Origin of the sequence: Virgibacillus necropolis, assembly GCF_002224365.1 — a bacterium.
Classification (GTDB): domain Bacteria; phylum Bacillota; class Bacilli; order Bacillales; family Amphibacillaceae; genus Virgibacillus_F; species Virgibacillus_F necropolis.
In genome coordinates this window covers 2,587,149-2,608,302 of sequence record NZ_CP022437.1, presented here as the reverse complement: position 1 = coordinate 2,608,302, position 21,154 = coordinate 2,587,149, and the positions used below count along the sequence as shown (strand labels likewise).

The following is a 21,154-nucleotide window of genomic DNA, read 5'->3' as shown; positions in this document are numbered from 1 at the left end:
CTATTAGTACCAAGTCATAAAGATAATAGCCATAAATAGTGGATGGTGTCCTAAATGAAACGAACCAAGATAGAGAGACAACGATCTTTAATAGAAACGATAGCGGAAACTCCTTTTATTACAGACGAGGAACTAGCGCGGAAATTTGAGGTTAGTATTCAAACCATTCGTTTAGATCGGATGGAACACGCGATTCCAGAATTACGTGAGCGAATAAAGTCGATGGCAACGAATCAATGGAATGAAACAGTAAGGGCTTTGCCATTAGAAGAAGTAATCGGTGAGGTAATTGACCTTGATCTTGACAACCGTGCCATTTCAATTCTGAATATCAACGCGGAACATGTTTTTTCTCGAAATAAAATAGCAAGAGGCCATCATTTATTTGCCCAAGCAAATTCGCTAGCTGTTGCTGTCATTAACGATGAATTTGCGTTAACTGCCAAAACGGAACTAGCTTTTACCAGGCAGGTTAAAGAAGGAGAACGAGTAGTAGCAAAAGCGTTTGTGGAAGGTGAAAATGAGAAAGGATTAACGCTTGTCCGCGTCACGAGTTATGTTGATCAAGAAGTAGTTTTTAAAGGATTATTTTATATGTTTCGGTTAAACGAACAAAAAGGGGAACATTCAAATGAAATTAGCCATTGATGCTATGGGCGGTGACCATGCTCCAAAAGAGATCATATTGGGTGCAATGGACGCCATTGAAGCTATCAAGGACTTAGAAATTGTTTTAATAGGTGACAGTGAGAAAATAAATCCAATCTTAACGAACCAAACCAGGATAAGTGTCCTACATACAAACGAAGTAATTACTAGTGAAGATGAACCTGTACGAGCAGTTCGTAAAAAGAAAGATGCCTCCATTGTGTTAATGGCAAAGGAAGTTAAAGAAGGACGTGTTGATGCTTGTATATCAGCAGGGAATACTGGTGCACTAATGACGGCCGGATTATTTGGCGTTGGTCGAATCGCAGGTATTGAACGACCAGCACTAAGCCCGACACTACCTACAATTGATGGAAAAGGGTTTGTATTGCTTGATGTGGGTGCAAATGTTGACGCCAAGCCCAATCATCTTTTGCAATACGGAATTATGGGTTCTATTTATACAGAAAAAGTACGTGGAATAAAAAATCCGGCTGTTGGGCTGATGAATGTTGGCACAGAGGACGGTAAGGGTAATGACCTAACGAAGAAAGCTTTTGCACTCTTGAAAGAGGCGCCAGTTAATTTTGTGGGGAATGTAGAAGCTCGTGATCTGTTAGGTGGTGCAGCTGATGTTGTCGTAACAGATGGATTTACTGGTAACATTGCCTTGAAGACGATAGAAGGTACATCCCAAGCCGTCTTCCAATTGTTAAAAGAAACATTTATGTCTTCGTTTAAAACAAAAATGGCTGCAGGTATGATTAAAGGGGATTTAAAAAGTCTAAAAGGAAAACTAGATTATAGTGAATATGGTGGTGCAGGACTTTTTGGATTAGCTTCACCAGTTATTAAAGCGCACGGTTCATCAAACCGAAGAGCAATCCATAGCGCAATTAAACAAGCATGCCATATGGTTGAATTTGAGGTCACAAAGACCATTGAAAACACGATATCAGAAATTGAGATAAGCAAGGGGGAAAAAGAATGAAACGAGTAGCATTTATGTTTCCAGGTCAAGGGTCACAGGAAATTGGCATGGGAAAGTCATTTTATGATGCATATCCTGAAATAAAAGAAATGTATCAAGAGGCAGACGAGGTTTTAAGTTTGCCATTATCAGAAATTATGTTTAACGGCCCAGAAGAAACATTGACTGCAACACAAAACGCACAACCAGCATTATTGCTTTCAAGCATTGCAGTACATACACTTTTAGTGAAATCAGGCGTACAACCGGTTATGGCTGTTGGTCATAGTCTTGGAGAATATAGCGCATTGGTTGCTGCAGGGGCACTATCACTTGAAGAAGCAGTTCAATTGGTTGCGACACGCGGTAAATTAATGGAGGAAGCCTTCCCTGCTGGAAAAGGTGCAATGGCTGCAGTTTTAGGGCTATCATCAGAAAAAGTAGAAGAAGTGTTAACTTCGATAGAATCAGAAGAAATAGTTGATCTAGCAAATATCAATTGCCCTGGACAAATCGTTATTTCAGGTACAAAAGAGGGTATTGATCACGCTTCTGTCGTTTTGAAAGAAAACGGAGCAAAACGGGTTCTTGCGTTGAATGTTAGTGGGCCATTTCATTCCAGATTAATGAAGGCAGCAAATAAAAAATTTGCTGCAAAACTAGAAGCAATTTCGATTACAGATGGTAACATTCCTGTATACGCTAACGTTACAGCTAAACCTGTTACAGAACATGAAGAGATCAAAGAACTATTAATTAAGCAACTTTATTCACCGGTTCGTTTTGAAGAATCCATTCGGAATATGATGGAAAAAGGTGTAGACGCATTTGTTGAGGTAGGAAATGGGAAAGTATTAAGTGGATTGGTTAAGAAGATAGATCGAAAAACACCTACATTTACTATCCAAGACCCTGCATCTATGGAAAAGTTTATTTCATGGTACAAGGAGGACGCGTAATGTTACAAGGGAAGAGCGCTTTAGTTACAGGAGCTTCACGAGGTATTGGAAAAGCAATCGCACTTGAACTAGCTAAACAAGGTGCGAATGTTGCTGTAAACTATGCTGGTAGTGAAGCGAAGGCACAAGCAGTCGTAGAGGAAATTGAGCAAATGGGCGTGAAAGCTTTTAAAGTACAGGCTGACGTGGCAAACGAAGCAAATGTAAAAGACATGATAAAAGAGGTCATAAGCCAGTTTGGAAGCCTTGATATTCTGGTAAATAACGCCGGAATAACTCGAGACAATTTGCTGATGCGTATGAAAGAGGAAGAATTTGATCAAGTTATAAATACAAATCTAAAAGGTGTTTTTATGTGTACAAAAGCAGTAACCCGTCAAATGATGAAACAAAAAAGCGGGAAAATTATCAACGTCTCCTCTATTGTAGGTGTGAGTGGTAACCCAGGACAAGCTAACTATGTCGCAGCGAAAGCCGGAGTTATTGGTTTGACAAAATCAACTGCAAAGGAACTGGCATCACGTAATATTTTAGTGAATGCGGTAGCACCTGGATTTATCGCTACGGATATGACAGATGAGTTGACGGAAGAACAACGTGCAGGTATGCTTGCCATGATTCCACTAGGAAAATTGGGACAAGCAGAAGACGTAGCAAGAGTAGTGCGCTTCCTCGCATCCGAAGATTCTAGCTATATGACGGGCCAAACTCTAAACATAGACGGCGGAATGGTGATGTAGAAAGAAAAGCGGAGTGGGCTTATTTTAAAATAAAATAACTTTGAAGGGAGGTGAAATGACTATGGCAGACGTTTTTGATCGTGTAAAAGAACTTATTGTTGAGCGTTTAGAAGTGGAAGAGTCCAAAGTAACAATGGAGGCATCTTTTAAAGAAGATTTAGATGCAGATTCACTTGATGTAGTTGAGTTAGTAATGGAACTTGAAGATGAATTCGATATGGAAATTGCTGATGAAGAAGCTGAAAAAATTAATACAGTTGGTGATGCTGTTAACTACATAAACAGTATTAAGTCCTAATAACTATAAAGAGAAAGTCTCGCTACATGCGAGGCTTTCCGTATATTCAACAGAAGCAGGTGACACAAATGAATAGCAAACAACTTGAAGAGAAACTTCATATTAAATTTAATAATCATAAATTGTTAGAGCAGGCTTTTACACATTCATCGTATGTGAATGAGCATCAGGGAAAAGTGTTTTCGGATAATGAACGATTAGAATTTTTAGGTGACGCAGTATTAGAACTTGGTGTATCCCAATATTTATATCGAAATAATGAAAAGATGCCTGAAGGAGAAATGACAAAATTACGTGCAGCAATTGTATGTGAACCATCCTTGGAGAACTTTTCACGCGATTTAGGCTTTGGAGAGTACATTTTGCTTGGGCGAGGAGAAGAACAAACAGGAGGTCGCGATCGACCAGCGTTATTAGCGGATGTTTTTGAGTCATTCCTTGGAGCGCTTTACCTTGATCAAGGTTATGATCAAGCTATAAGCTTTTTAAACGAATTTGTTTTCCCGAAAATCAGTACCGGTGCTTTTTCGCATGCGATGGATTATAAAAGTCAATTACAAGAATTGGTCCAACAGTATAAAAACCAGAATATCGAATACAAAATAGTTGACGAAAAAGGGCCATCACATAGCAAGGAATTTGTTACAGAAGTGTATGTAAAAGATCAAAAAGCAGGTTCAGGTGTGGGCCGTACGAAGAAAGAAGCGGAACAACGCGCGGCTAAGCACGCATTAGATACCTTTAATGACTAGGGGAAAAGTAGCAAGGCTGTACTTCACGATGTGAAATACAGCCTTAATTAAATAAAACTTTATGCTTTTCTTACAGATCTTAATTCATCAATAAATGCTTGCGTTTCGGACGCACTTAAATGCCCTTTTTGCACAACCATATCATACATGAATTTTATGTCATCATATTTATCCAAATCATAATCCTCGTAATCCAATAGACTACGATTAGCAACCTTAAGGCGATCTGCTAATTCTTCTAACATAAATTTTAAATTTTCTTCAGATGGATGTTCAAGATTCATTTTTTACACCTCACAATTTGCTTTATTTTAAAAAGAATACATATGTATGTCCCGTCAAACTTGTTACTCTCTTCTGTTACTTAGTTTAGGATAGATAATAATGTTGCAAAAATGGGCTTCCCTAACATCATAATCTATACTATTAATACTATTGTAATATGTTTTATTAATATCAAGCAAGTGTTCATTTGATTTGATGCTTTTCTATGATTGAGGTTAGGATCTGAAGGAGAATTTAAGCACCCCATTTTGATAATGAATTTACTGCCAAAATGGGGTGTAGGTGCAAGTGATTTTTTCTACTGTTTTATTTAAACTGATGCTACTTCTTGGATTGATTTCTAAACTCATGGAATCCCTCCTAAATTTTTTAATACAGTTGAAAAACAAAAAAGGACAAAGAAAGATACGATAATGTACCTTTCTCAGTCCTTTTTACCTGAGAGTTTAACTCATGACGAGTCTTCCCCGTGGGTGGCTTTCGCGCTCTCCAGAGATGCTTCCCATTGTGGTCTTTGGACCTGAGAGATTAACGCCCAAGGTTATTTTTGGGAATTTGCTCCTTCGGTGACGGAATAAATCCGAACTCTCCCACAAAGGTCATACGCAAGTATATAAAGTTCTTATAGCATCAATACTTCTGCTAACTAAACACTTACTTTCAAATTATCAAATACTTTCACAGCTGCCTGTGCTACCTGGACATCATGCTCCCATGTACTGCCACTCACACCAACAGTTCCTACAACTTTATCGTCTTTGACAAGCGGGAAACCGCCACCGAATACAACGATTCGACCGTTATTTGTTGTATTTAACCCGTATAGTTCAGCATGCGGAACAGTCGCTTCAGCTAAATCTCCAGTTGGCATTGTTAATGCAGCGGAAGTCCAAGCTTTATTTTGAGCGATTTCTATGCTAGCTAACCAAGCATCATCCATGCGGTGTGTTGCAATCAGATTACCACCATTATCCATAACTGAAATGACCATATTAACGCCAATATTTTGTGCTTCTTTTTCAGCACCATCGATTAATTGCTTTGCTACCTCTAAATTTATTTTACTCATTATAAATTCCTCCTTTGAAATATCTAGATAATTCGAGGGATGAAATTATTGTATCTTTGTCATCCCATTATTGATAAAAGAAATCACCATCATCGTAAAATATCATTTCAACATGCCATGCGGGTCAATGACGAATTTTTTTGCCACGCCACCATCAAATTCTTTATATCCGGCAGGGGCTTGATCTAGAGAAATTACCGTTGCATTTACAGCTTTAGCAATTTGTGCTTTACCACTTAAAATGGCTTTCATTAAATCTCGATGGTATTTCATCACTGGTGTTTGCCCAGTAACAAATGTATGTGCTTTGGCAAAACCTAAACCGAAACGGATACTTAACGATCCTTGTTGTGCATCCTTATCCTTAGCGCCAGGATCACCAGTTACATAGAGTCCAGGAATTCCTAAACGACCACCAGCTCGCGTGACACCCATGATAGAATTTAGTACAGTAGCAGGGGCTTCGTCAGTGTCTTCTCCGTGACCACTTGCCTCAAATCCGACCGCATCAATTGCACAGTCCACTTCTGGATCTCCTAAGATTTGTTCTATTTGTTCTTCCAGATTAGCATGCTCGCGTAAGTTTACAGTCTCACAGCCGAAGCTCCTTGCTTGAGCAAGACGCTCTTCAATTAAGTCCCCAACTATAACAACCGATGCACCGAGTATCTGTGCGGCATGGGCAGCTGCTAGTCCTACAGGACCTGCCCCAGCAACATATACTGTTGAGCCTGTTTTCACGCCTGCACTTACCGCGCCATGGTATCCAGTAGGGAAGATATCAGACAGCATAGTTAAATCAAGAATTTTTTCCATTGCCTGATCTTTATCAGGAAACTTTAATAGTTGGAAATCGGCGTAGGGGACCATCACGTATTCAGATTGGCCGCCGACCCAACCGCCCATATCTACATAACCATAAGCGGAACCGGGGCGATCCGGATTGACATTTTCACAAATATGCGTGTCTTGCTGCTTACAACTTTTACAACGGCCACAAGCAATATTAAATGGAACAGATACAAGATCTCCCGTTTTAATAAACTCTACATCTCGTCCAGTTTCAATGACTTCACCAGTAATTTCATGTCCAAGAACAAGTCCAGATGGGGCAGTTGTTCTCCCGCGAACCATATGTTGGTCACTACCGCAAATGTTAGTCGTTACAACTTTTAAAATTACACCGTGTTCACATTTTCGACCGACGTTTAATGGGTTAACCCCTGCACCATCCTTTAATACAAGCTCAGGGAATCCAATTTCTTGAACGTCTACTTCTCCTGGTTTTGTATAGACAACACCTTTATTAGTCATTCATATTCCTCCCGCCCTATTTCTAAGTACTGTATATTAAAGTAATGTACCTCCCTTGCTTTGTAACATGTGGTCTTAATCCATATCATAAGCGCTAATTGTCATCAGGTAAAATAGCTAATATTGATGGTTGTTATCAGTAAAAATGATGACTTATAACATAGTAATAACATTTTATTAATTCATTTTAAATCGGCTTATCTATAGGTGGATAATCGATAGCTGTTAAATCCTGAATCGTTTCGATAAATTTTTCCAGCGTATTTGTTAAGTATGAGTCTGCATGCCGAATAAAAACAGTTGATATCTTGCTGTATTTTTCAGGAATAACGTGGCACTGAATAGCACCATCCATTTCTAATTGATGAACTGAGGATTGTGGGACAAGACTAATACCAAGCCCGGATTTAACACTACCTAAAATCGTTTCTAATGTGCCAAATTCCATCACTTTTACATTCATAATGCCTTCATCGTAAAGCCAACTTTCTAAATTTGCACGATAACTACATCCTTCATTAAAAACGAGCGGTGGTTTTCTTTTTAGATCTTCAAAAGGGATATTTTCATTACTTGATATTAAAACTAATCTTTCCTGGAATACTTCAACTTGTTCGATTTCTGGGTGATTGCCGAAACCTGTCACAAATGCGCCATCCAGTTTCCGTTTCAAAATTTGATTGATTAATTCTTTTGTGACACCAGTTAAAAGTGATAAATCAACATTGGGGTAGTTTCTATGGTAGGTAGATAAAATGACTGGTAGTTTAATAACCGTTTCAACTGTGCCAATTTCCAGTGTTCCTGAGGGATTGTCGGAATCTTGAAATGCTTTTTCCATTTCATCTAGCATGAGTAGAATTCTTTCTGAGTAATTGAGAAGTTTCTTTCCTTCAGAATTGAGCGTTGTTCCCCGGCTGTGCCGATGAAATAGTTGCGTTTGTAAGTTTGATTCTAAGGACTTAATTCTTGCAGTCACATGTGATTGAACATAACATAGTTCATTTGCAGCCTTGCTAATGCTTCCATGGTAAGCAACACTTTGAAAAATAAGCAAATCTTTTATTTCCATTTGCAACCCCCTTTAATCATTCAATCCGGTTACGAGCTTTCATTAATAATGATACAAGTCATCATTTCCAATCATTATCCAAGAAGATAATTTTATTTTATACTACATTTACACATTGAACAAGTTGGAATCTTCATAACAGTTCAAATCCCGTAATCATTATCACAGTTATTCAGAATGATATGTTGTTGGTCGTCCTAAGCGAAGACATCATGAATTGTTTATTGTAATTGGAAAGGTTTGTTATTTTTATTTTACATTGGGGTTTTCAATTTCAATAAAATTGTAAACGCTTCCAATAGTAAAAAATAGATTTTTTAGTGAGGTGCTAGTTTGAAATGACGGAAGAAGAAATAGTTTGTAAAGCGGAGTTAAGATTTACTTAAAGAGGGTGGGAAACAATGGCAAACTTGAACCCGCTGGTTTTAACAGTGCTTTTAATCTGAATTAAAGTTATTTTTAAAAGCGATTTCTATAAATAAAGCAGGTTTATACTACTTTTGATATGACAGGGTTTTAAAAGAGTCTAGTATTATACTTAAAAAGAAAGTGGGATGGGCATATATGGATAGTAATAATGTAGATTTTAAACAAGTTATTTCTTTTAGCGGAGCTTTTATAGCATTTTTAATTGGCTCAGGATTTGCAACTGGACAGGAATTAATGCAGTATTTTGTTGCATATGGATATATGGGTATTGCTGGAGCAATAGTAGTTTTCCTCCTTTTTATGTATGTAGGAATAAGTTTTATAATAACAGGGTATAAGAATAAATTTCCGAAACCTAATGATATTTACACATATTATTGTGGAAAGAAAATAGGTAAATTTTTTGATTACTTTTCAGTATTGTTTATTTATCTATCTTTTATTGTAATGATTGGAGGAGCAGGAGCCACACTAAAACAGCAATTTGAACTTCCAGTTTCAATAGGTGGTATAGGATTGGCCGTACTTGCAGGGGTTACGGTAATATTTGGGCTTAACAAAATAATTGATGTAATCGGTAAGATCGGACCAGTAATATGTGTTATGGCTATACTATTAGGAATTTCAGCTATTATTATGAATCCTTTCGGTTTAAGTAAGGCTAGTCAGATTATACCTGATTTAGATTTATTAAAGGCATCAAGTAATTGGATATACGCAGCGGCTTCTTATGTAGGATTTTGTATGCTATGGCTAGCTGCATTTATGTCTACAATGGGAGCAACAGCAGTAAACAAAAAAACAGCATCTTTTGGTGCACTTTTTGGTGCGCTTGGTTTTTCAGCAGCTGTCATAGTGCTAACTTTAGGACTTATGGCGAATATTCAGCAAGTCGAAGAATCTTTAGTGCCCTCATTAATTTTAGCAGGAAATATACATCCTAGTATAGCAGTAATATTTTCATTGATAGTTGTAGCAGGAATCTACACTACAGCTGTACCACTACTTTGGACAGTTTCATCCAAAATTGCAAATGAAAAGAGTAGTAAGTTTAAATATATTACGATAATACTAACAGTTATAGGAACATTTGTTGGATTAAATATTCCGTTTGATAGGCTTGTAAATATTGTTTATGTAATTAACGGGTATGTAGGGATACTCTTATTAGCTTTAATGATTATTAAAAGTATAAAAAATGTTATCGAGGATAAAAAGGATAAAAATAATGACGATAGGTCACTTGAAACAAAACGTAGCGTAAGGTGAGAGATTCCTAGAAGATACATTTTGAACCAACTTGGATTCTTTTTTTGTGCTTTATTTAGGGCCGATTGTGGAAGATCACATCTATAATGATCAAACTTTTTTATAAAAACCAAACTTAAATGCCAATCTGTAAAACTGATATATTCTATCATTTTTAGCTATTATACAGGGTCTTATCTATCTACTATAATGATAGTAGATGATCAACTTCATCATAATGTAAGCGTATACATGGTCCGTGTTTAAAACAAGTAAGTGCTACTTTTGAACTTAAAAAAATGGGGGGATTATGAATGACAAAACATTATGATGTCATTGTAGTTGGCGCTGGTTCCATGGGGATGTCTGCTGGGTATTATTTGGCAAGACAAGGGGTCAAGACTCTATTAATTGATGCTTTTGATCCGCCACATGATCAGGGAAGTCACTATGGTGATACACGAATCATTCGTCATGCTTACGGAGAAGGGAGAGAATATGTTCCGCTTGCACTTCGGTCTCAGGTGTTATGGGATGAACTGGAAAAAAAGACGCACCATAAAATATTTATGCAATGCGGTGCTATGGGTTTCGGTCCGAAAGGGGATGCACCATTTATTGATGAAGCGATCATCAGTGGGAAGGAATATAACTTGGATGTTGAACAGCTTACAGGGGCGGAGATGAAGAAACAATTTCCAGGTTTGTATGTTCCAGATGATTATAATGCTTTTTATGAACCTAACTCGGGATTCTTATTTAGTGAAAACTGTATCCAAGCATACCGTGAACTGGCAGAATACCACGGTGCAGAGTTTTCTATAAATGCCCCGGTGGAAGACATTGAGGCTTATGAAGATTCCGTTAAAGTTATCACGAAAAAAGGAATATTTACTGCGGATAAGCTAATCATTAGCGCTGGATCTTGGAGCGGGAAAATAGCTTCCAAAGTTAACCTGAAGTTGCCACTTATACCGTCCCGTCAACCTGTTGCTTGGTTTGAGGCAGATGAATCATTATTTAATGCGAATACATTTCCAACCTTTATGGTTGAAGTTCCGTCAGGTGATACAAAAGCAATCTATTACGGCTTCCCAACCTTTGGCGGATGTGGGGTAAAGGTAGGTAGACATGAATATGTTGATCCAATTGATCCCTCCACAATGAACCGCGAATTCGGGTCCGGTGAGAATGACGAAGGTCATATTCGCGAATTCTTGGATCGTTTTATGCCAAAAGCATCAGGGGAATTAAAGAAGGCCGTAATCTGTATGTATACAAGAACCCCAGATGGTCATTTCATCATTGATAAACATCCTGAACACTCTCATATCTCTATTGCTGCTGGATTTTCGGGGCATGGATTCAAGTTTGCAAGTGTTGTAGGAGAAATTTTATCTCAATTAGCTATGTCAGGAGAAACAGATCATGACATTTCAATCTTTAAGCTCAACCGACCAAGCCTGAAAGAAGAAAGCGTTAGCAAATAGGTGAAGCTTTAAGATAGTGTTATAAAAAGTAAAAAAGAATGATCAAAACATAGTCCGATCATGCATTTTGATCATTCTTTATTTCAAATCTATGTATATATCGATGCAATCATATTGAAAATTGAAAACCAATTTCTTAGCTACTAGCTTACCCACAATTTAAATCCACCCGTTGAACGAGAAGAATACTTATTCTTACGGGGTGGTAGCTTTGTTCTCACCTCCGATTTTTTCTGGTCCATCAATCAAAAATGAAATCCTTGGACTTGTTGCTCTGTTTGAAAAGCCCCTTTTCTAAACGAACTGACTTCAATTTTGTTAGATTTTAATTCCTAGTAAACGTCGATTGTTTCAATCCTCTATATAACTTTCTTCAAACTTTTGTTCAGTGATTCTTTTTGATTTGTAAAGCAGATTAAACTTATAAAGGTGGCCGATACGATAAAGAAAAGCACCATGCCTAACATTCCTGTTGAAAAAAGTGTGTCAATTGTGAAAATGGTATAAACAGTTAGTACAACTGCAGAAAACAACGCGTAAAATCCGAATTTGGAATATCTGTATTTAATTTGGCCTACGTTATCAAGCAAAGTTACAAGGCAAAGTGTTGCAATGTTTACGATCATTCCAACCCAGACAGGATGCGAATTCAAATAGAAGTTATTTATATCCCAATTACCAAGATGATACCAGAGAAGTCCTGAAGCCGAACCGCAGAATAAGGAAACAAGAGCAGCTCTCTTCGTGACAATCGGCCAAAATAACGCTGCGATAACAGGAGCGAATGTTGCTGAGTTTCGCGTTACCCATGCAAGGATGTTCCACCAGGCTGATTGCTCTGAACGAAGCATAGCGAAACCAATCATTAACACTGTTAACAGTACCAACGACCATTTTGTATAAGTTACGAGTTGTTGATCGCTCGCTTGGGGGTTCATGGCTTTTCCGACATCTCTGCCAAGGCTTGTTGCTCCGGAAAATTGGCAGGGAGCTCCCCAACTCAAAGCTGCTGCCCAAAAGCCAAGAAAGAACAATCCAACAAGGGGTGCGGGTAGCGTGTCCATTAAATAAAGCGGAACAGCAACTAGTCCACGAGCCTGGTCTGGAACAACGTAAGCGGCTGCAAGTCCAAAAGCTACTGCCCCAATAATTAGGGGTATTCCTAAGATGGCTGCATAAAGTAAGCCCCGTCGCCCTTCTTTTTCCGTTTTACATGACAAAGACATTTGGAAAGCGGCCTGCGCCAAAATAACATTTAAAATAAACGTACCAAACCAGGCGACAATGGTTTGCATACCGACGGCCGTCCAATCGGCATAGACAGGCTGTTGCGAAAATAATTCGCTTATTCCCTGAATCCCTGGATTGATAAAAAAGGCAATTGTTCCGATCACAAGCATGATAAAGAAGACAATGACGTTGCTAAGCTGTGTAAAACCGATGGACCACATTCCGCCAAATTGCAAATAGACAAGCAGAGTCACGGCTGTAACGGCCACGGACCAAACCATCGAAATACCAGTGAATACGGTAAGAGCAGATGCAAATGCAAGTGCAGTCGCGACCGACCACATTGGAAAGGTAAAGGCAGTAATTGCACCGGCAAGGCCCCTTACTTTTGAACCGAAATGATCACCGATCAAACCAGAAATCGTAACTAATGCTTTTTTTCGAAACGGAGTAATCATAACTAAAGCGATGATTAAAATTTGTACCGTTTCAGCTACGCCATACCAAACAGCGGAAATACCCGTAATATAGCTGAGTTCTAAGATAGCAATATAGGAGGAGCCTGAAAATAATCCAGTAATGCAGACGGTAACGAACAACGTGCCAAAGTTTCGTCCTCCGACAAAAAACCCCGTACCATCCAATGCTCGTCTTTTCGCAACTTGCCCCATAATAATTAAAAATGCGGTATAAGCCAAAGCAAAACCGATAAACCAGTAGCCTACCTCTGTCAATTTCATCATCCCCCTTTAAAATTTAATGATGTTCCTTATCGCCTGAGTATATCAATTGGAAAAGTTGGGTTTGGCGAATGAAGCTCCCCAAACAAAAAAACCTCTTCAAAAGGGAAGAGGGTAGCTCTTCCTCATCTCTCAGACATATGTCTGTTGGAATGTGCACCTTATTATTTACATAACAGGTTGCCGCAGGATCTTAGGACCAAATTCCTCCCCTGGCTCTTGATAAGGATATCATCGTATATGAAATTACTAATACTCTACTAAATAAACGGTTGACTGTCAATGCAATTTCGAAAAATGAAAATTTAATCCGAAACTGGATTTATTATAATTCCAGGACTTACGGGCTAATAAGAGGGCTTTAGTGTCTGTGATGCGATTATTGTGGCTTTGACATCAAAATGTAAGCGGTACCCTTAAATGGATTTACTTCATTTGGTATAATCTCCCTTACATAAAGCAAACTATAAAAAGTAGCGTTTTATTGGGAGATTGTGATATGGGAAAGGATGACCGTTATGAATCATGTTTGGCGGAAGCTGTTGAAATCTAAAAAGAAGGAAAAAACACCCACAGTAGAACAATTCACGCAAGAACAGGATCCGCTATTTGATAACTTGACTGATAACGAAAACAAGTTCCGCTCTATTTATGATGATTGCTCTGATGTTATCATTCGACCTTTTTTTATAGGTGGAAAAGATAAAGCCATTCTTATTTACATTGAAGGTCTGTCAAACATTGAAGAAATAGATGACAACGTACTTACACCGCTTATGCAGAACACAGCGGGGGAAACTCTCAACGTTAATACTTTAATTGAAAAAAAAATATCCGTTTCCAATGTGAAAGAAACCAAAACATTTTCCGAGTGCATACAAGAGATCTCCTCGGGAAATCCAGTGATACTGGTAGATAAGAGGAAAACGGGGTTTTCGTTAGGTCTCTCAAAATGGGAGAAACGTTCAATTGAGACACCATCGGCTGAAATGGTCGTCAGGGGGCCACGCGAGGGGTTTGTTGAAACCCTATCAGTGAATACTTCTATGATACGAAGAAAAATTAGGAGTCCTGAGTTGAAAATGAAATCCATGCAAATAGGGCGGTACACCGAAACAAAGATTGTTATCGCTTATATGGAAGGAATTGCAGACAAGACTTTAATAGAAGAAACCAAAAATCGGCTTAGTCGAATAGAAATCGACGGAATATTGGAAAGCGGAATGATAGAAGAATTCATCGAAGAAAACCCATATTCCCCTTTTCCACAGGTTTTAACGACAGAACGACCCGATATAGTTACCTCAAACCTATTAGAAGGACGTGTGGCCATTTTAGTCGACGGAACCCCTTTTACTATCGTTGTGCCTACGACTCTTTATTCTTTACTGCAATCATCTGAGGATTATTATGAACGGTTCTTGATTGGGACGGCTATTCGCTGGCTTCGTTATCTTTTTCTTGTGATGTCACTACTCTTACCTTCCTTGTATGTAGCGGTGCTCACCTATCACCAAGAGATGGTTCCAACAACTCTTTTGATTAGTATGGCTGCCTCGCGTGAACAGGTTCCATTTCCAGCTCTTGTTGAAGTATTATTGATGGAAATTATGTTTGAAGCGTTACGCGAGGCAGGGTTAAGACTTCCAAAACAGGTCGGGTCGGCTGTAAGTATTGTTGGTGCTCTCGTCATAGGAGAATCTGCTGTTTCCGCTGGAATTGTCTCTGCACCAATGGTTATAGTCGTTGCGATTACAGGAGTCGCTTCTTTTACAATTCCACGCTATTCGGCAGCTATGGCGTTCCGTATGCTTCGTTTTCCAATGATTATTCTTGCAGGGTCCCTCGGATTGCTTGGAATTATGCTTGGAATCATTACAATTATCGTCCATTTATGTACACTACGTTCTTTTGGTGTACCGTATCTTAGCCCTATGGCCCCGATGAAATTCCGTGATATGAAAGATGTGCTTATACGTGCTCCATGGTGGAAGCTGAATACAAGGCCTCATCTTACAGGGAAATATAACAAATATCGTCAATCCACCAGCCAGAAGCCTGATCCAACTAGTGGGAGTGAAAAGTAAATGTGACGTGCTTTTTAGTTAGAGAGGTGAAAAGTGATGATTGAAAAAGGAAGGATTAGCGCGTTACAGATGGCCATTTTGGTCTATCCAACAATTATGGCAACGGCCATTCTTTTAGTGCCATCTATTACAGGGGAATTTGCGCAACAAGACATGTGGTTGTCACCAATTTGGGCTTCATCGGCCGGTTTCCTTTCTGTCTATATTGCATACCAATTGAATATACACTACCCGAAGCAAACGGTTATCCAATATAGTGAGAAAATTATCGGACGGATTCCAGGAAAACTGATCGGGCTTGTTTTCTTATTCTTTTATTTACATTCAAATGGAATTATATTGAGGGAATATGGGGAGTTTGTCGTTGGAAACTTTCTTCCAACAACCCCAATAATTGTCGTAATTGGTAGCATGGCACTAGTCAGTGCCTTGGCTGTACACGGTGGACTTGAAGTTATGGCGAGAAGTGCACAAATTTTTGTTCCAATCGTTGTTATTTTGTTTCTTTCCATCGTTATATTACTTATCCCGGATCTAGAACCTAAAAATATGTTTCCTGTCATGGAGAAAGGGGTTAAGCCATCTGTAATGGGAGCGGTTGTACCATCAAGTTGGTTTGTAGAATTCTTTCTCATCTCTTTCTTACTTCCATTTTTGAGAAAGAGGGAAAAAGGATTGAAATGGGGTATGATCTCGGTGTTTACTGTGATGCTTACGTTGGTAATAACCAACTTATTTTCTCTTTTTTTATTTGGGAACATCACCGCTACCTTTACTTATCCAGTCATGAGTGCTGCTCGGTATATAAGCATAGCCGATTTTCTCCAACACCTTGAATCCATTGTGATGGCGATTTGGGTCGGGGCTATGTTTATCAAGATTTCAGTCTTTTATTATGCCGTTGTTATTGGTACGGCTCAATGGCTAAATTTATCTAACTACCGCCCGGTTGTTTTTCCAATTGGTTTCCTATTAGTAATCTTTAGCATTTGGTCGGCTCCAAATTTGCAGGAACTAGCGTATTCTTTAGGTACTACTTGGCCTTTTTATGCCATTTTTATCCAAACGTTTATACCTATATTACTGTTGTTGTTTGTTGTTCTACGTAAAAAAAATCGTCGAAATAGTCTAGAGGGTTCTAGTAACATAAAAAATCATTCGGCAGTATTACCTGAGAGTGGGAAAAAGGATGAATAAGACTTTTTTAACAAAAGCAGTAAAAATGACGCTAATTTTTTTAATATGTTCTTTTATGCTCTTTCTTTCGGGTTGCTGGGATCGAGTAGAAATCAATGACTTAGCACTTGTTGTGGCTACAGGACTTGACAAAACTGATGACGATAAAATTGAACTTTCGGTACAGATAGTTAATCCAAAAGCACATAAGGGAGGACAAGGAGCTGGTGGCGGTCAAGGTGGAACTAAGCCGACGATCGTTAAAAAAGTTACTGGTCAAACGATCTTCGATGCCAGGTCCAAGCTTCAAGAAAAGGTGCCTCGTCGTCTTTTCTGGGGACATAATCAGGTTATCATTATTGGCGAAAAAATGGCTGAAGAAGGGATCCAGAAGCACATTGACTTTTTTGCTCGTCACCCATCACCAAGGCTTCGGGCATATACATTTGTCACGGAAGGTAAAGCTATTGATACTTTAAAAATTATTCCTGATTTAGAGAGTAGTTCAGCAGAAGTTGCAGGGGAACTAGCAAACTTCAAGGTTGGATTGAGTGTAACGGTGAAGGATCTGCTTCAGATGTTAAGCGGTGAGGCTAGAGCAGCGGCATTGCCTTGGATAGAGGTAGAACAGGATCCGTCAAATAAAGGTGGTTTACGTGTTAACGGAACAGCTATTTTTAAGAAGGACAAAATGGTAGGGCGAATCGACGATAAAGTAACAAGAGGGGTATTATGGCTAAGAGATGAAATCGCATTGGCCGCTGTAACCGTTGAGCCAAAAGGTGCTGAAGATCAGATCTCATTTAACCTTCTACGTTCTAGTACGGAACTGATACCTAAAATTGAGAACGGGAACTGGAAAATGATCGTTAAAATTGTGACGGAAGACGATGTGGTGGAAAACGAAACAAAATTAAATCTGGGGAATCCTAAGATTGTAAAAAGACTCGAAAGGCAATTAGAACAAGACATTGATAAGCGAATTCGCTTGACACTTGAACAAGTTCAAAAAGAGATGGAAGCCGACATTTTTGGTTTTGCCGAGACGTTTCATCGCCAGTATCCAGATCAATGGTCGAAAGTAAAGGATCAGTGGGACGATAAATTTCCAGAAATAGAAGTTGAAATCAAAAGTAAAGCGTATATAAGGAGACCAGGACAGTCTACTACACCACAGGGAGTACCGGAAAAAGAGGTGAAAGGATAGTGAATTTGGCGTTTGTGTTCGGAATAACCGTCGTTGTTGTCCTTATAACCCTATATGAATGGCCGAAAATTAATCGTGATCAGAAGAAAGAGAAAGCGGCATTTGTGACATTGACCGGGGCAGGATGGCTCCTTGCCGTCCTACTCGTTTTCTTTCCGGATATACCTGGACCTACTGACTTAATTGACGCAGTATTCAGGCCACTGGGCAAGTTTTTGGAAAAATAGTGATATAGAGGGGGAAATGAAATGATTGAAAAAGGAAGAATTTCCGCTTTTCAAATGGCGATCATGATGTACCCTATGGTCGTTGGCACTGGAATTATTTTTATTCCAGGGATTACAGCAAAATATGCCAAACATGATATGTGGTTATCACCGATATGGGCTTCCTTCATCGGTTTTCTTGCTGTGTTAATTGCTTTTCAGCTTCATAAGATGTATCCGAGACAGACAATTATTCAATATAGTGAACACATCATTGGCAGGATTCCAGGTAAGGTTCTCGGTTTTGTCTTTTTGTTCTTTTATATCCAAATGAATGCAGGAGGTGTAAGGATTTATGCAGATTTTATTGCGGGGACCTTTTTTAGCCAAACCCCGCTGATTGTCATCATCTCAACCATGATCCTTGTCTGTGGTTTTGCCGTACGTGGGGGAATAGAGGTAGTGGGAAGGTCTGCTCAGCTGTTCATCCCTCTTTATGTCGCTTTTCTAATGATCATCATCATACTGCTCCTGCCTGAATTGGATCCCAAGAATATTTTCCCTATCATGGAAAATGGGGTTATGCCCACAATTAAGGGAGCGATTACACCGCAGAGTTGGTTTGCTGAATTCTTGCTCATATCTTTCCTCCTTCCTTTTCTTACTGATGTTGAAAAAGGGAGAAAGTGGGGCATTATCTCCGTGTTTATCGTCATGCTTACGTTTGTTGCAACGAACCTCGTTACTCTTTTTCTATTGGGCGAAATCACAGCAAGTTTTACTTATCCGCTGTTGGCCGCCAGCCGATATATCAGTATTGCTGGTTTTTTGCAACATCTTGAATCGGTAGTTATGGCCATTTGGGTAGCGGGTACGTTCATCAAATTTTCAGTTGTTTATTATGCGATTGCACTAGCTACAGCCCAATGGCTGGATCTTTCCGACTACCGTCCCATCGTATTTCCTTTAGGTTTTCTGACTTTGTTGTTAAGTATTTGGGGGGTGTCTAGCGAAATTGAATCAGCCCACTATAACAGTATCATATTTCCTTTTTTCTCTCTTATTGTCCAAACTCTTATTCCAATTTTGTTACTCCTTATCGCTGTCTTACGGAAAAGAAACCGACCGAAGAAGGAATAGAACCAGGGCAGCTGATAAAAACTACTAACATCTCTACCAGCTTACTAACTAGCCACATTATTTATCGGAAACTGCATGCTATTTTTGTATCAGTCACAGCATCCCTTTAATCAAAAACTATATCAGGACAAGACTATCAAAAATTGTTGGATATAGATAAAAATACACATCTGATTATGATAATGTACTAACTCGATGAATAATAGGGACAAGGTTTCTTTTCCTTGTCAACAAACCGGTTGCCCAAGCATCTGGGAGTGATCTGGAACTGGGTTAAACACCTCAGAAGGAACGACTTTCCGAATCACCATACAATAGCAGAATATTTCACCCGAAAAACTACTACCTAGTGTTAGTAGTTTTTTTTTGCACGTAAGGAAAGTAATATAAGTTTTAAGGAAACGCCGGCATAAGAAAAACTTCGCTATTCGCTATTAAGGACGAGGCGAATGGCGAGTTTTTCTAAAAAAAATTAGGGTCGAGATCTTTCTGATACATTGGATCTATAAAGTGGGGTTGAAGGGCGTCATGAAGCCAACACCTGACAACAACCTCTTTATGGGTAAATTTTCTTATTTAAACTATTCGTTATTGACATTGATAATCATTATCATTTATGGTGATAAGTGTAATTGGTAATGAAATTCATTTTCATTTAAAGATTATAGTAAGAATTAAATGGTAAATAAAACGTAATGATTATTAGTTGGGGAGTGTTGAAATATGGAAGTAACTGTTCAAACTAGTTCAGGAAATAAAGCATTGTTATCAACGCAGGAAAAAAGGGAATCAAACGCCAGATCCTATCCAAGAAGATTGCCCCTTGCGATTAAGAGAGCAGAAGGCATTTATGTAACAGACATGGATGGAAAGCAATATATGGATTGTTTAGCTGGAGCAGGAACACTGGCATTAGGTCATAATCACACAGTCGTCCGTGAGGCGATTGAAAACGTCATGCAGTCATACTTGCCTTTACATACACTTGATTTGACGACACCAGTAAAAGAGGCGTTTATTGATGAGGTGTTCGCATCTTTACCACCTTCATTTGCAGAGAAAGCCAAAATTCATTTTTGTGGTCCAACAGGTGCTGATGCTGTAGAAGCGGCCTTAAAACTAGTGAAAACCGCAACTGGTAACAGAGCTATTCTTTCTTTTCAAGGGGGTTACCACGGTTCTACACACGGAACATTAGGTATTAGCGGAACGATAGGACCAAAACAGAAGATTCACGCACTTGTGCCTGATACTCATTTCCTTCCGTACCCATATGAATACCGCTGCCCGTTCGGCGTAGGAAAAGAAGGGCATGGCATCGGGATTACATACATTGAAAATTTATTGGATAATCCGGAAGGTGGTATTGTCAAGCCAGCCGGTATAATCGTAGAAGTTGTACAAGGTGAGGGGGGTTCCATTCCTGCCCCAATCGGGTGGTTAAAAGAGCTCCGTCGTATTACAAAAAAACGCGACATTCCACTAATCATTGATGAAGTACAAACAGGCATCGGACGAACGGGTAAAATGTTTGCATTTGAGCATGCTGGGATCGAGCCAGATGTCCTTGTACTTTCAAAAGCAATAGGGGGGAGTCTTCCACTTTCCGTTGTTGTTTACGATCGTTGTCTTGATAAATGGGAACCAGGAACCCATATCGGAACATTTAGAGGAAACCAAATGGCGATGGCTACCGGCCAAGCAACGTTACGTTTTGTAAAGGAAAATCATCTACCGGATTACGCACAGGAAATGGGGACTTATTTAGCTGAACAGTTGAATTCTATTCAAAAAGAAGTGTCCTCAATCGGTGATGTAAGAGGCAGAGGACTTATGATTGGTGTTGAAATCATTAATCCTACGAAGCAGCCAAATAGAATTGGAAGTTATCCGGCGTACGCTGAACTTGCCGAAAAAATTCAACAAGAATGCTTAAGTCGCGGATTAATTTTGGAAGTTGGAGGCCGTTTTGGTAGCGTGATTCGTTTGTTGCCACCATTAATCATTTCTAAAGGGCAAATTGATGAGGTACTGCAGCGCCTCTCTGAAGCAATTAAGAGCGCAGAAGCCCAGTTTGGATTGCGGTGAGGTTGA

At 39.1% G+C, this 21,154-nt stretch carries 19 protein-coding genes and 3 riboswitches; of the genes, 14 read left to right on the top strand and 5 right to left on the bottom strand.

Annotation, left to right across the window (positions count from 1 at the left end; genetic code table 11):
* Positions 1–54: 54 nt before the first annotated feature.
* The 6 genes from fapR to rnc all read left to right on the top strand — a co-directional run bounded on the left by fapR (position 55) and on the right by rnc (position 4,367).
* Entirely contained in the window at positions 55–648 is a 594-nt protein-coding gene (gene fapR / locus CFK40_RS12540; protein WP_089532627.1) for a transcription factor FapR, read from the top strand.
* Complete coding sequence (plsX, locus tag CFK40_RS12535; protein ID WP_089532626.1) at positions 632–1,639, top strand: phosphate acyltransferase PlsX; 1,008 nt, start codon at positions 632–634, stop codon at positions 1,637–1,639. The genes fapR and plsX overlap by 17 nt, the downstream gene beginning before the upstream one ends.
* The gene (gene fabD / locus CFK40_RS12530; protein WP_089532625.1) at positions 1,636–2,577 is read left to right on the top strand and encodes an ACP S-malonyltransferase; all 942 of its coding nucleotides are present in this window, start codon (positions 1,636–1,638) and stop codon (positions 2,575–2,577) included. Before plsX ends, fabD begins: the two co-directional genes overlap by 4 nt.
* Positions 2,577–3,317, top strand: a complete 741-nt coding sequence (fabG, locus tag CFK40_RS12525; RefSeq protein WP_089532624.1) for a 3-oxoacyl-[acyl-carrier-protein] reductase — start codon at positions 2,577–2,579, stop codon at positions 3,315–3,317. Before fabD ends, fabG begins: the two co-directional genes overlap by 1 nt.
* 61 nt (positions 3,318–3,378) lie before the next feature.
* Complete coding sequence (gene acpP / locus CFK40_RS12520) at positions 3,379–3,615, top strand: acyl carrier protein (RefSeq protein WP_089532623.1); 237 nt, start codon at positions 3,379–3,381, stop codon at positions 3,613–3,615.
* A 68-nt stretch (positions 3,616–3,683) separates the two neighbouring features.
* The gene (gene rnc, locus CFK40_RS12515; RefSeq protein ID WP_089534383.1) at positions 3,684–4,367 is read left to right on the top strand and encodes a ribonuclease III; all 684 of its coding nucleotides are present in this window, start codon (positions 3,684–3,686) and stop codon (positions 4,365–4,367) included.
* A 59-nt stretch (positions 4,368–4,426) separates the two neighbouring features.
* Here rnc and CFK40_RS12510 read toward each other — a convergent pair whose 3' ends face one another.
* The 4 genes from CFK40_RS12510 to CFK40_RS12495 all read right to left on the bottom strand — a co-directional run bounded on the left by CFK40_RS12510 (position 4,427) and on the right by CFK40_RS12495 (position 8,107).
* Entirely contained in the window at positions 4,427–4,651 is a 225-nt protein-coding gene (locus CFK40_RS12510) for a DUF1128 domain-containing protein (protein ID WP_089532622.1), read from the bottom strand.
* A gap of 423 nt (positions 4,652–5,074) precedes the next feature.
* Positions 5,075–5,148: riboswitch (glycine riboswitch) on the bottom strand.
* A gap of 2 nt (positions 5,149–5,150) precedes the next feature.
* A riboswitch (glycine riboswitch) is annotated at positions 5,151–5,255 on the bottom strand.
* Between the two features lie 43 nt (positions 5,256–5,298).
* Entirely contained in the window at positions 5,299–5,721 is a 423-nt protein-coding gene (locus CFK40_RS12505) for a GlcG/HbpS family heme-binding protein (RefSeq protein WP_089532621.1), read from the bottom strand.
* A 102-nt stretch (positions 5,722–5,823) separates the two neighbouring features.
* Entirely contained in the window at positions 5,824–7,035 is a 1,212-nt protein-coding gene (fdhA, locus tag CFK40_RS12500; RefSeq protein WP_089532620.1) for a formaldehyde dehydrogenase, glutathione-independent, read from the bottom strand.
* A 187-nt stretch (positions 7,036–7,222) separates the two neighbouring features.
* The gene (locus CFK40_RS12495) at positions 7,223–8,107 is read right to left on the bottom strand and encodes a LysR family transcriptional regulator (protein ID WP_089532619.1); all 885 of its coding nucleotides are present in this window, start codon (positions 8,105–8,107) and stop codon (positions 7,223–7,225) included.
* Positions 8,108–8,671: 564 nt separating this feature from the next.
* On the opposite strand from CFK40_RS12495, the gene CFK40_RS12490 reads away from it, so the two are divergent.
* On the top strand, positions 8,672–9,805 hold the full coding sequence (locus CFK40_RS12490) for a YkvI family membrane protein (protein ID WP_089532618.1): 1,134 nt from the start codon (positions 8,672–8,674) through the stop codon (positions 9,803–9,805).
* A 293-nt stretch (positions 9,806–10,098) separates the two neighbouring features.
* The gene (solA, locus tag CFK40_RS12485) at positions 10,099–11,274 is read left to right on the top strand and encodes an N-methyl-L-tryptophan oxidase (RefSeq protein WP_089532617.1); all 1,176 of its coding nucleotides are present in this window, start codon (positions 10,099–10,101) and stop codon (positions 11,272–11,274) included.
* Positions 11,275–11,633: 359 nt separating this feature from the next.
* Here the strand turns inward: solA and CFK40_RS12480 are convergent, their stop codons facing one another.
* Positions 11,634–13,238, bottom strand: a complete 1,605-nt coding sequence (locus CFK40_RS12480) for a sodium:solute symporter family protein (protein WP_089532616.1) — start codon at positions 13,236–13,238, stop codon at positions 11,634–11,636.
* Between the two features lie 128 nt (positions 13,239–13,366).
* Positions 13,367–13,473, bottom strand: a riboswitch (SAM riboswitch).
* A 289-nt stretch (positions 13,474–13,762) separates the two neighbouring features.
* On the opposite strand from CFK40_RS12480, the gene CFK40_RS12475 reads away from it, so the two are divergent.
* From CFK40_RS12475 to CFK40_RS12450, 6 genes are all read left to right on the top strand, one after another.
* Positions 13,763–15,331 (top strand): spore germination protein, encoded by a 1,569-nt coding sequence (locus tag CFK40_RS12475; protein WP_089532615.1) that lies wholly within the window; start codon positions 13,763–13,765, stop codon positions 15,329–15,331.
* A 36-nt stretch (positions 15,332–15,367) separates the two neighbouring features.
* Positions 15,368–16,528, top strand: coding sequence for a GerAB/ArcD/ProY family transporter (locus tag CFK40_RS12470; RefSeq protein WP_193433375.1), 1,161 nt, complete (start codon positions 15,368–15,370; stop codon positions 16,526–16,528).
* Positions 16,521–17,714 carry a Ger(x)C family spore germination protein gene (locus CFK40_RS12465; protein ID WP_227001769.1) on the top strand — a complete coding sequence of 398 codons (1,194 nt, stop codon included), beginning with the start codon at positions 16,521–16,523 and terminating at the stop codon, positions 17,712–17,714. Before CFK40_RS12470 ends, CFK40_RS12465 begins: the two co-directional genes overlap by 8 nt.
* A complete protein-coding gene (locus tag CFK40_RS12460; protein ID WP_089532614.1) occupies positions 17,714–17,941 on the top strand; it encodes a hypothetical protein in 228 nt (75 codons plus the stop codon). The genes CFK40_RS12465 and CFK40_RS12460 overlap by 1 nt, the downstream gene beginning before the upstream one ends.
* Positions 17,942–17,962: 21 nt before the next feature.
* On the top strand, positions 17,963–19,060 hold the full coding sequence (locus tag CFK40_RS12455; protein ID WP_193433327.1) for a GerAB/ArcD/ProY family transporter: 1,098 nt from the start codon (positions 17,963–17,965) through the stop codon (positions 19,058–19,060).
* Positions 19,061–19,783: 723 nt separating this feature from the next.
* Positions 19,784–21,148 carry an aspartate aminotransferase family protein gene (locus tag CFK40_RS12450; protein ID WP_089532613.1) on the top strand — a complete coding sequence of 455 codons (1,365 nt, stop codon included), beginning with the start codon at positions 19,784–19,786 and terminating at the stop codon, positions 21,146–21,148.
* Positions 21,149–21,154: the final 6 nt, after the last annotated feature.

Coding starts and splice junctions, on each gene's coding strand:
- fapR (WP_089532627.1), top strand. CDS start 55: ATGAAACGAACCAAGATAGAGAGACAACGATCTTTAATAGAAACGATA.
- plsX (WP_089532626.1), top strand. CDS start 632: ATGAAATTAGCCATTGATGCTATGGGCGGTGACCATGCTCCAAAAGAG.
- fabD (WP_089532625.1), top strand. CDS start 1,636: ATGAAACGAGTAGCATTTATGTTTCCAGGTCAAGGGTCACAGGAAATT.
- fabG (WP_089532624.1), top strand. CDS start 2,577: ATGTTACAAGGGAAGAGCGCTTTAGTTACAGGAGCTTCACGAGGTATT.
- acpP (WP_089532623.1), top strand. CDS start 3,379: ATGGCAGACGTTTTTGATCGTGTAAAAGAACTTATTGTTGAGCGTTTA.
- rnc (WP_089534383.1), top strand. CDS start 3,684: ATGAATAGCAAACAACTTGAAGAGAAACTTCATATTAAATTTAATAAT.
- CFK40_RS12510 (WP_089532622.1), bottom strand. CDS start 4,651: ATGAATCTTGAACATCCATCTGAAGAAAATTTAAAATTTATGTTAGAA.
- CFK40_RS12505 (WP_089532621.1), bottom strand. CDS start 5,721: ATGAGTAAAATAAATTTAGAGGTAGCAAAGCAATTAATCGATGGTGCT.
- fdhA (WP_089532620.1), bottom strand. CDS start 7,035: ATGACTAATAAAGGTGTTGTCTATACAAAACCAGGAGAAGTAGACGTT.
- CFK40_RS12495 (WP_089532619.1), bottom strand. CDS start 8,107: ATGGAAATAAAAGATTTGCTTATTTTTCAAAGTGTTGCTTACCATGGA.
- CFK40_RS12490 (WP_089532618.1), top strand. CDS start 8,672: ATGGATAGTAATAATGTAGATTTTAAACAAGTTATTTCTTTTAGCGGA.
- solA (WP_089532617.1), top strand. CDS start 10,099: ATGACAAAACATTATGATGTCATTGTAGTTGGCGCTGGTTCCATGGGG.
- CFK40_RS12475 (WP_089532615.1), top strand. CDS start 13,763: ATGAATCATGTTTGGCGGAAGCTGTTGAAATCTAAAAAGAAGGAAAAA.
- CFK40_RS12470 (WP_193433375.1), top strand. CDS start 15,368: ATGATTGAAAAAGGAAGGATTAGCGCGTTACAGATGGCCATTTTGGTC.
- CFK40_RS12465 (WP_227001769.1), top strand. CDS start 16,521: ATGAATAAGACTTTTTTAACAAAAGCAGTAAAAATGACGCTAATTTTT.
- CFK40_RS12455 (WP_193433327.1), top strand. CDS start 17,963: ATGATTGAAAAAGGAAGAATTTCCGCTTTTCAAATGGCGATCATGATG.
- CFK40_RS12450 (WP_089532613.1), top strand. CDS start 19,784: ATGGAAGTAACTGTTCAAACTAGTTCAGGAAATAAAGCATTGTTATCA.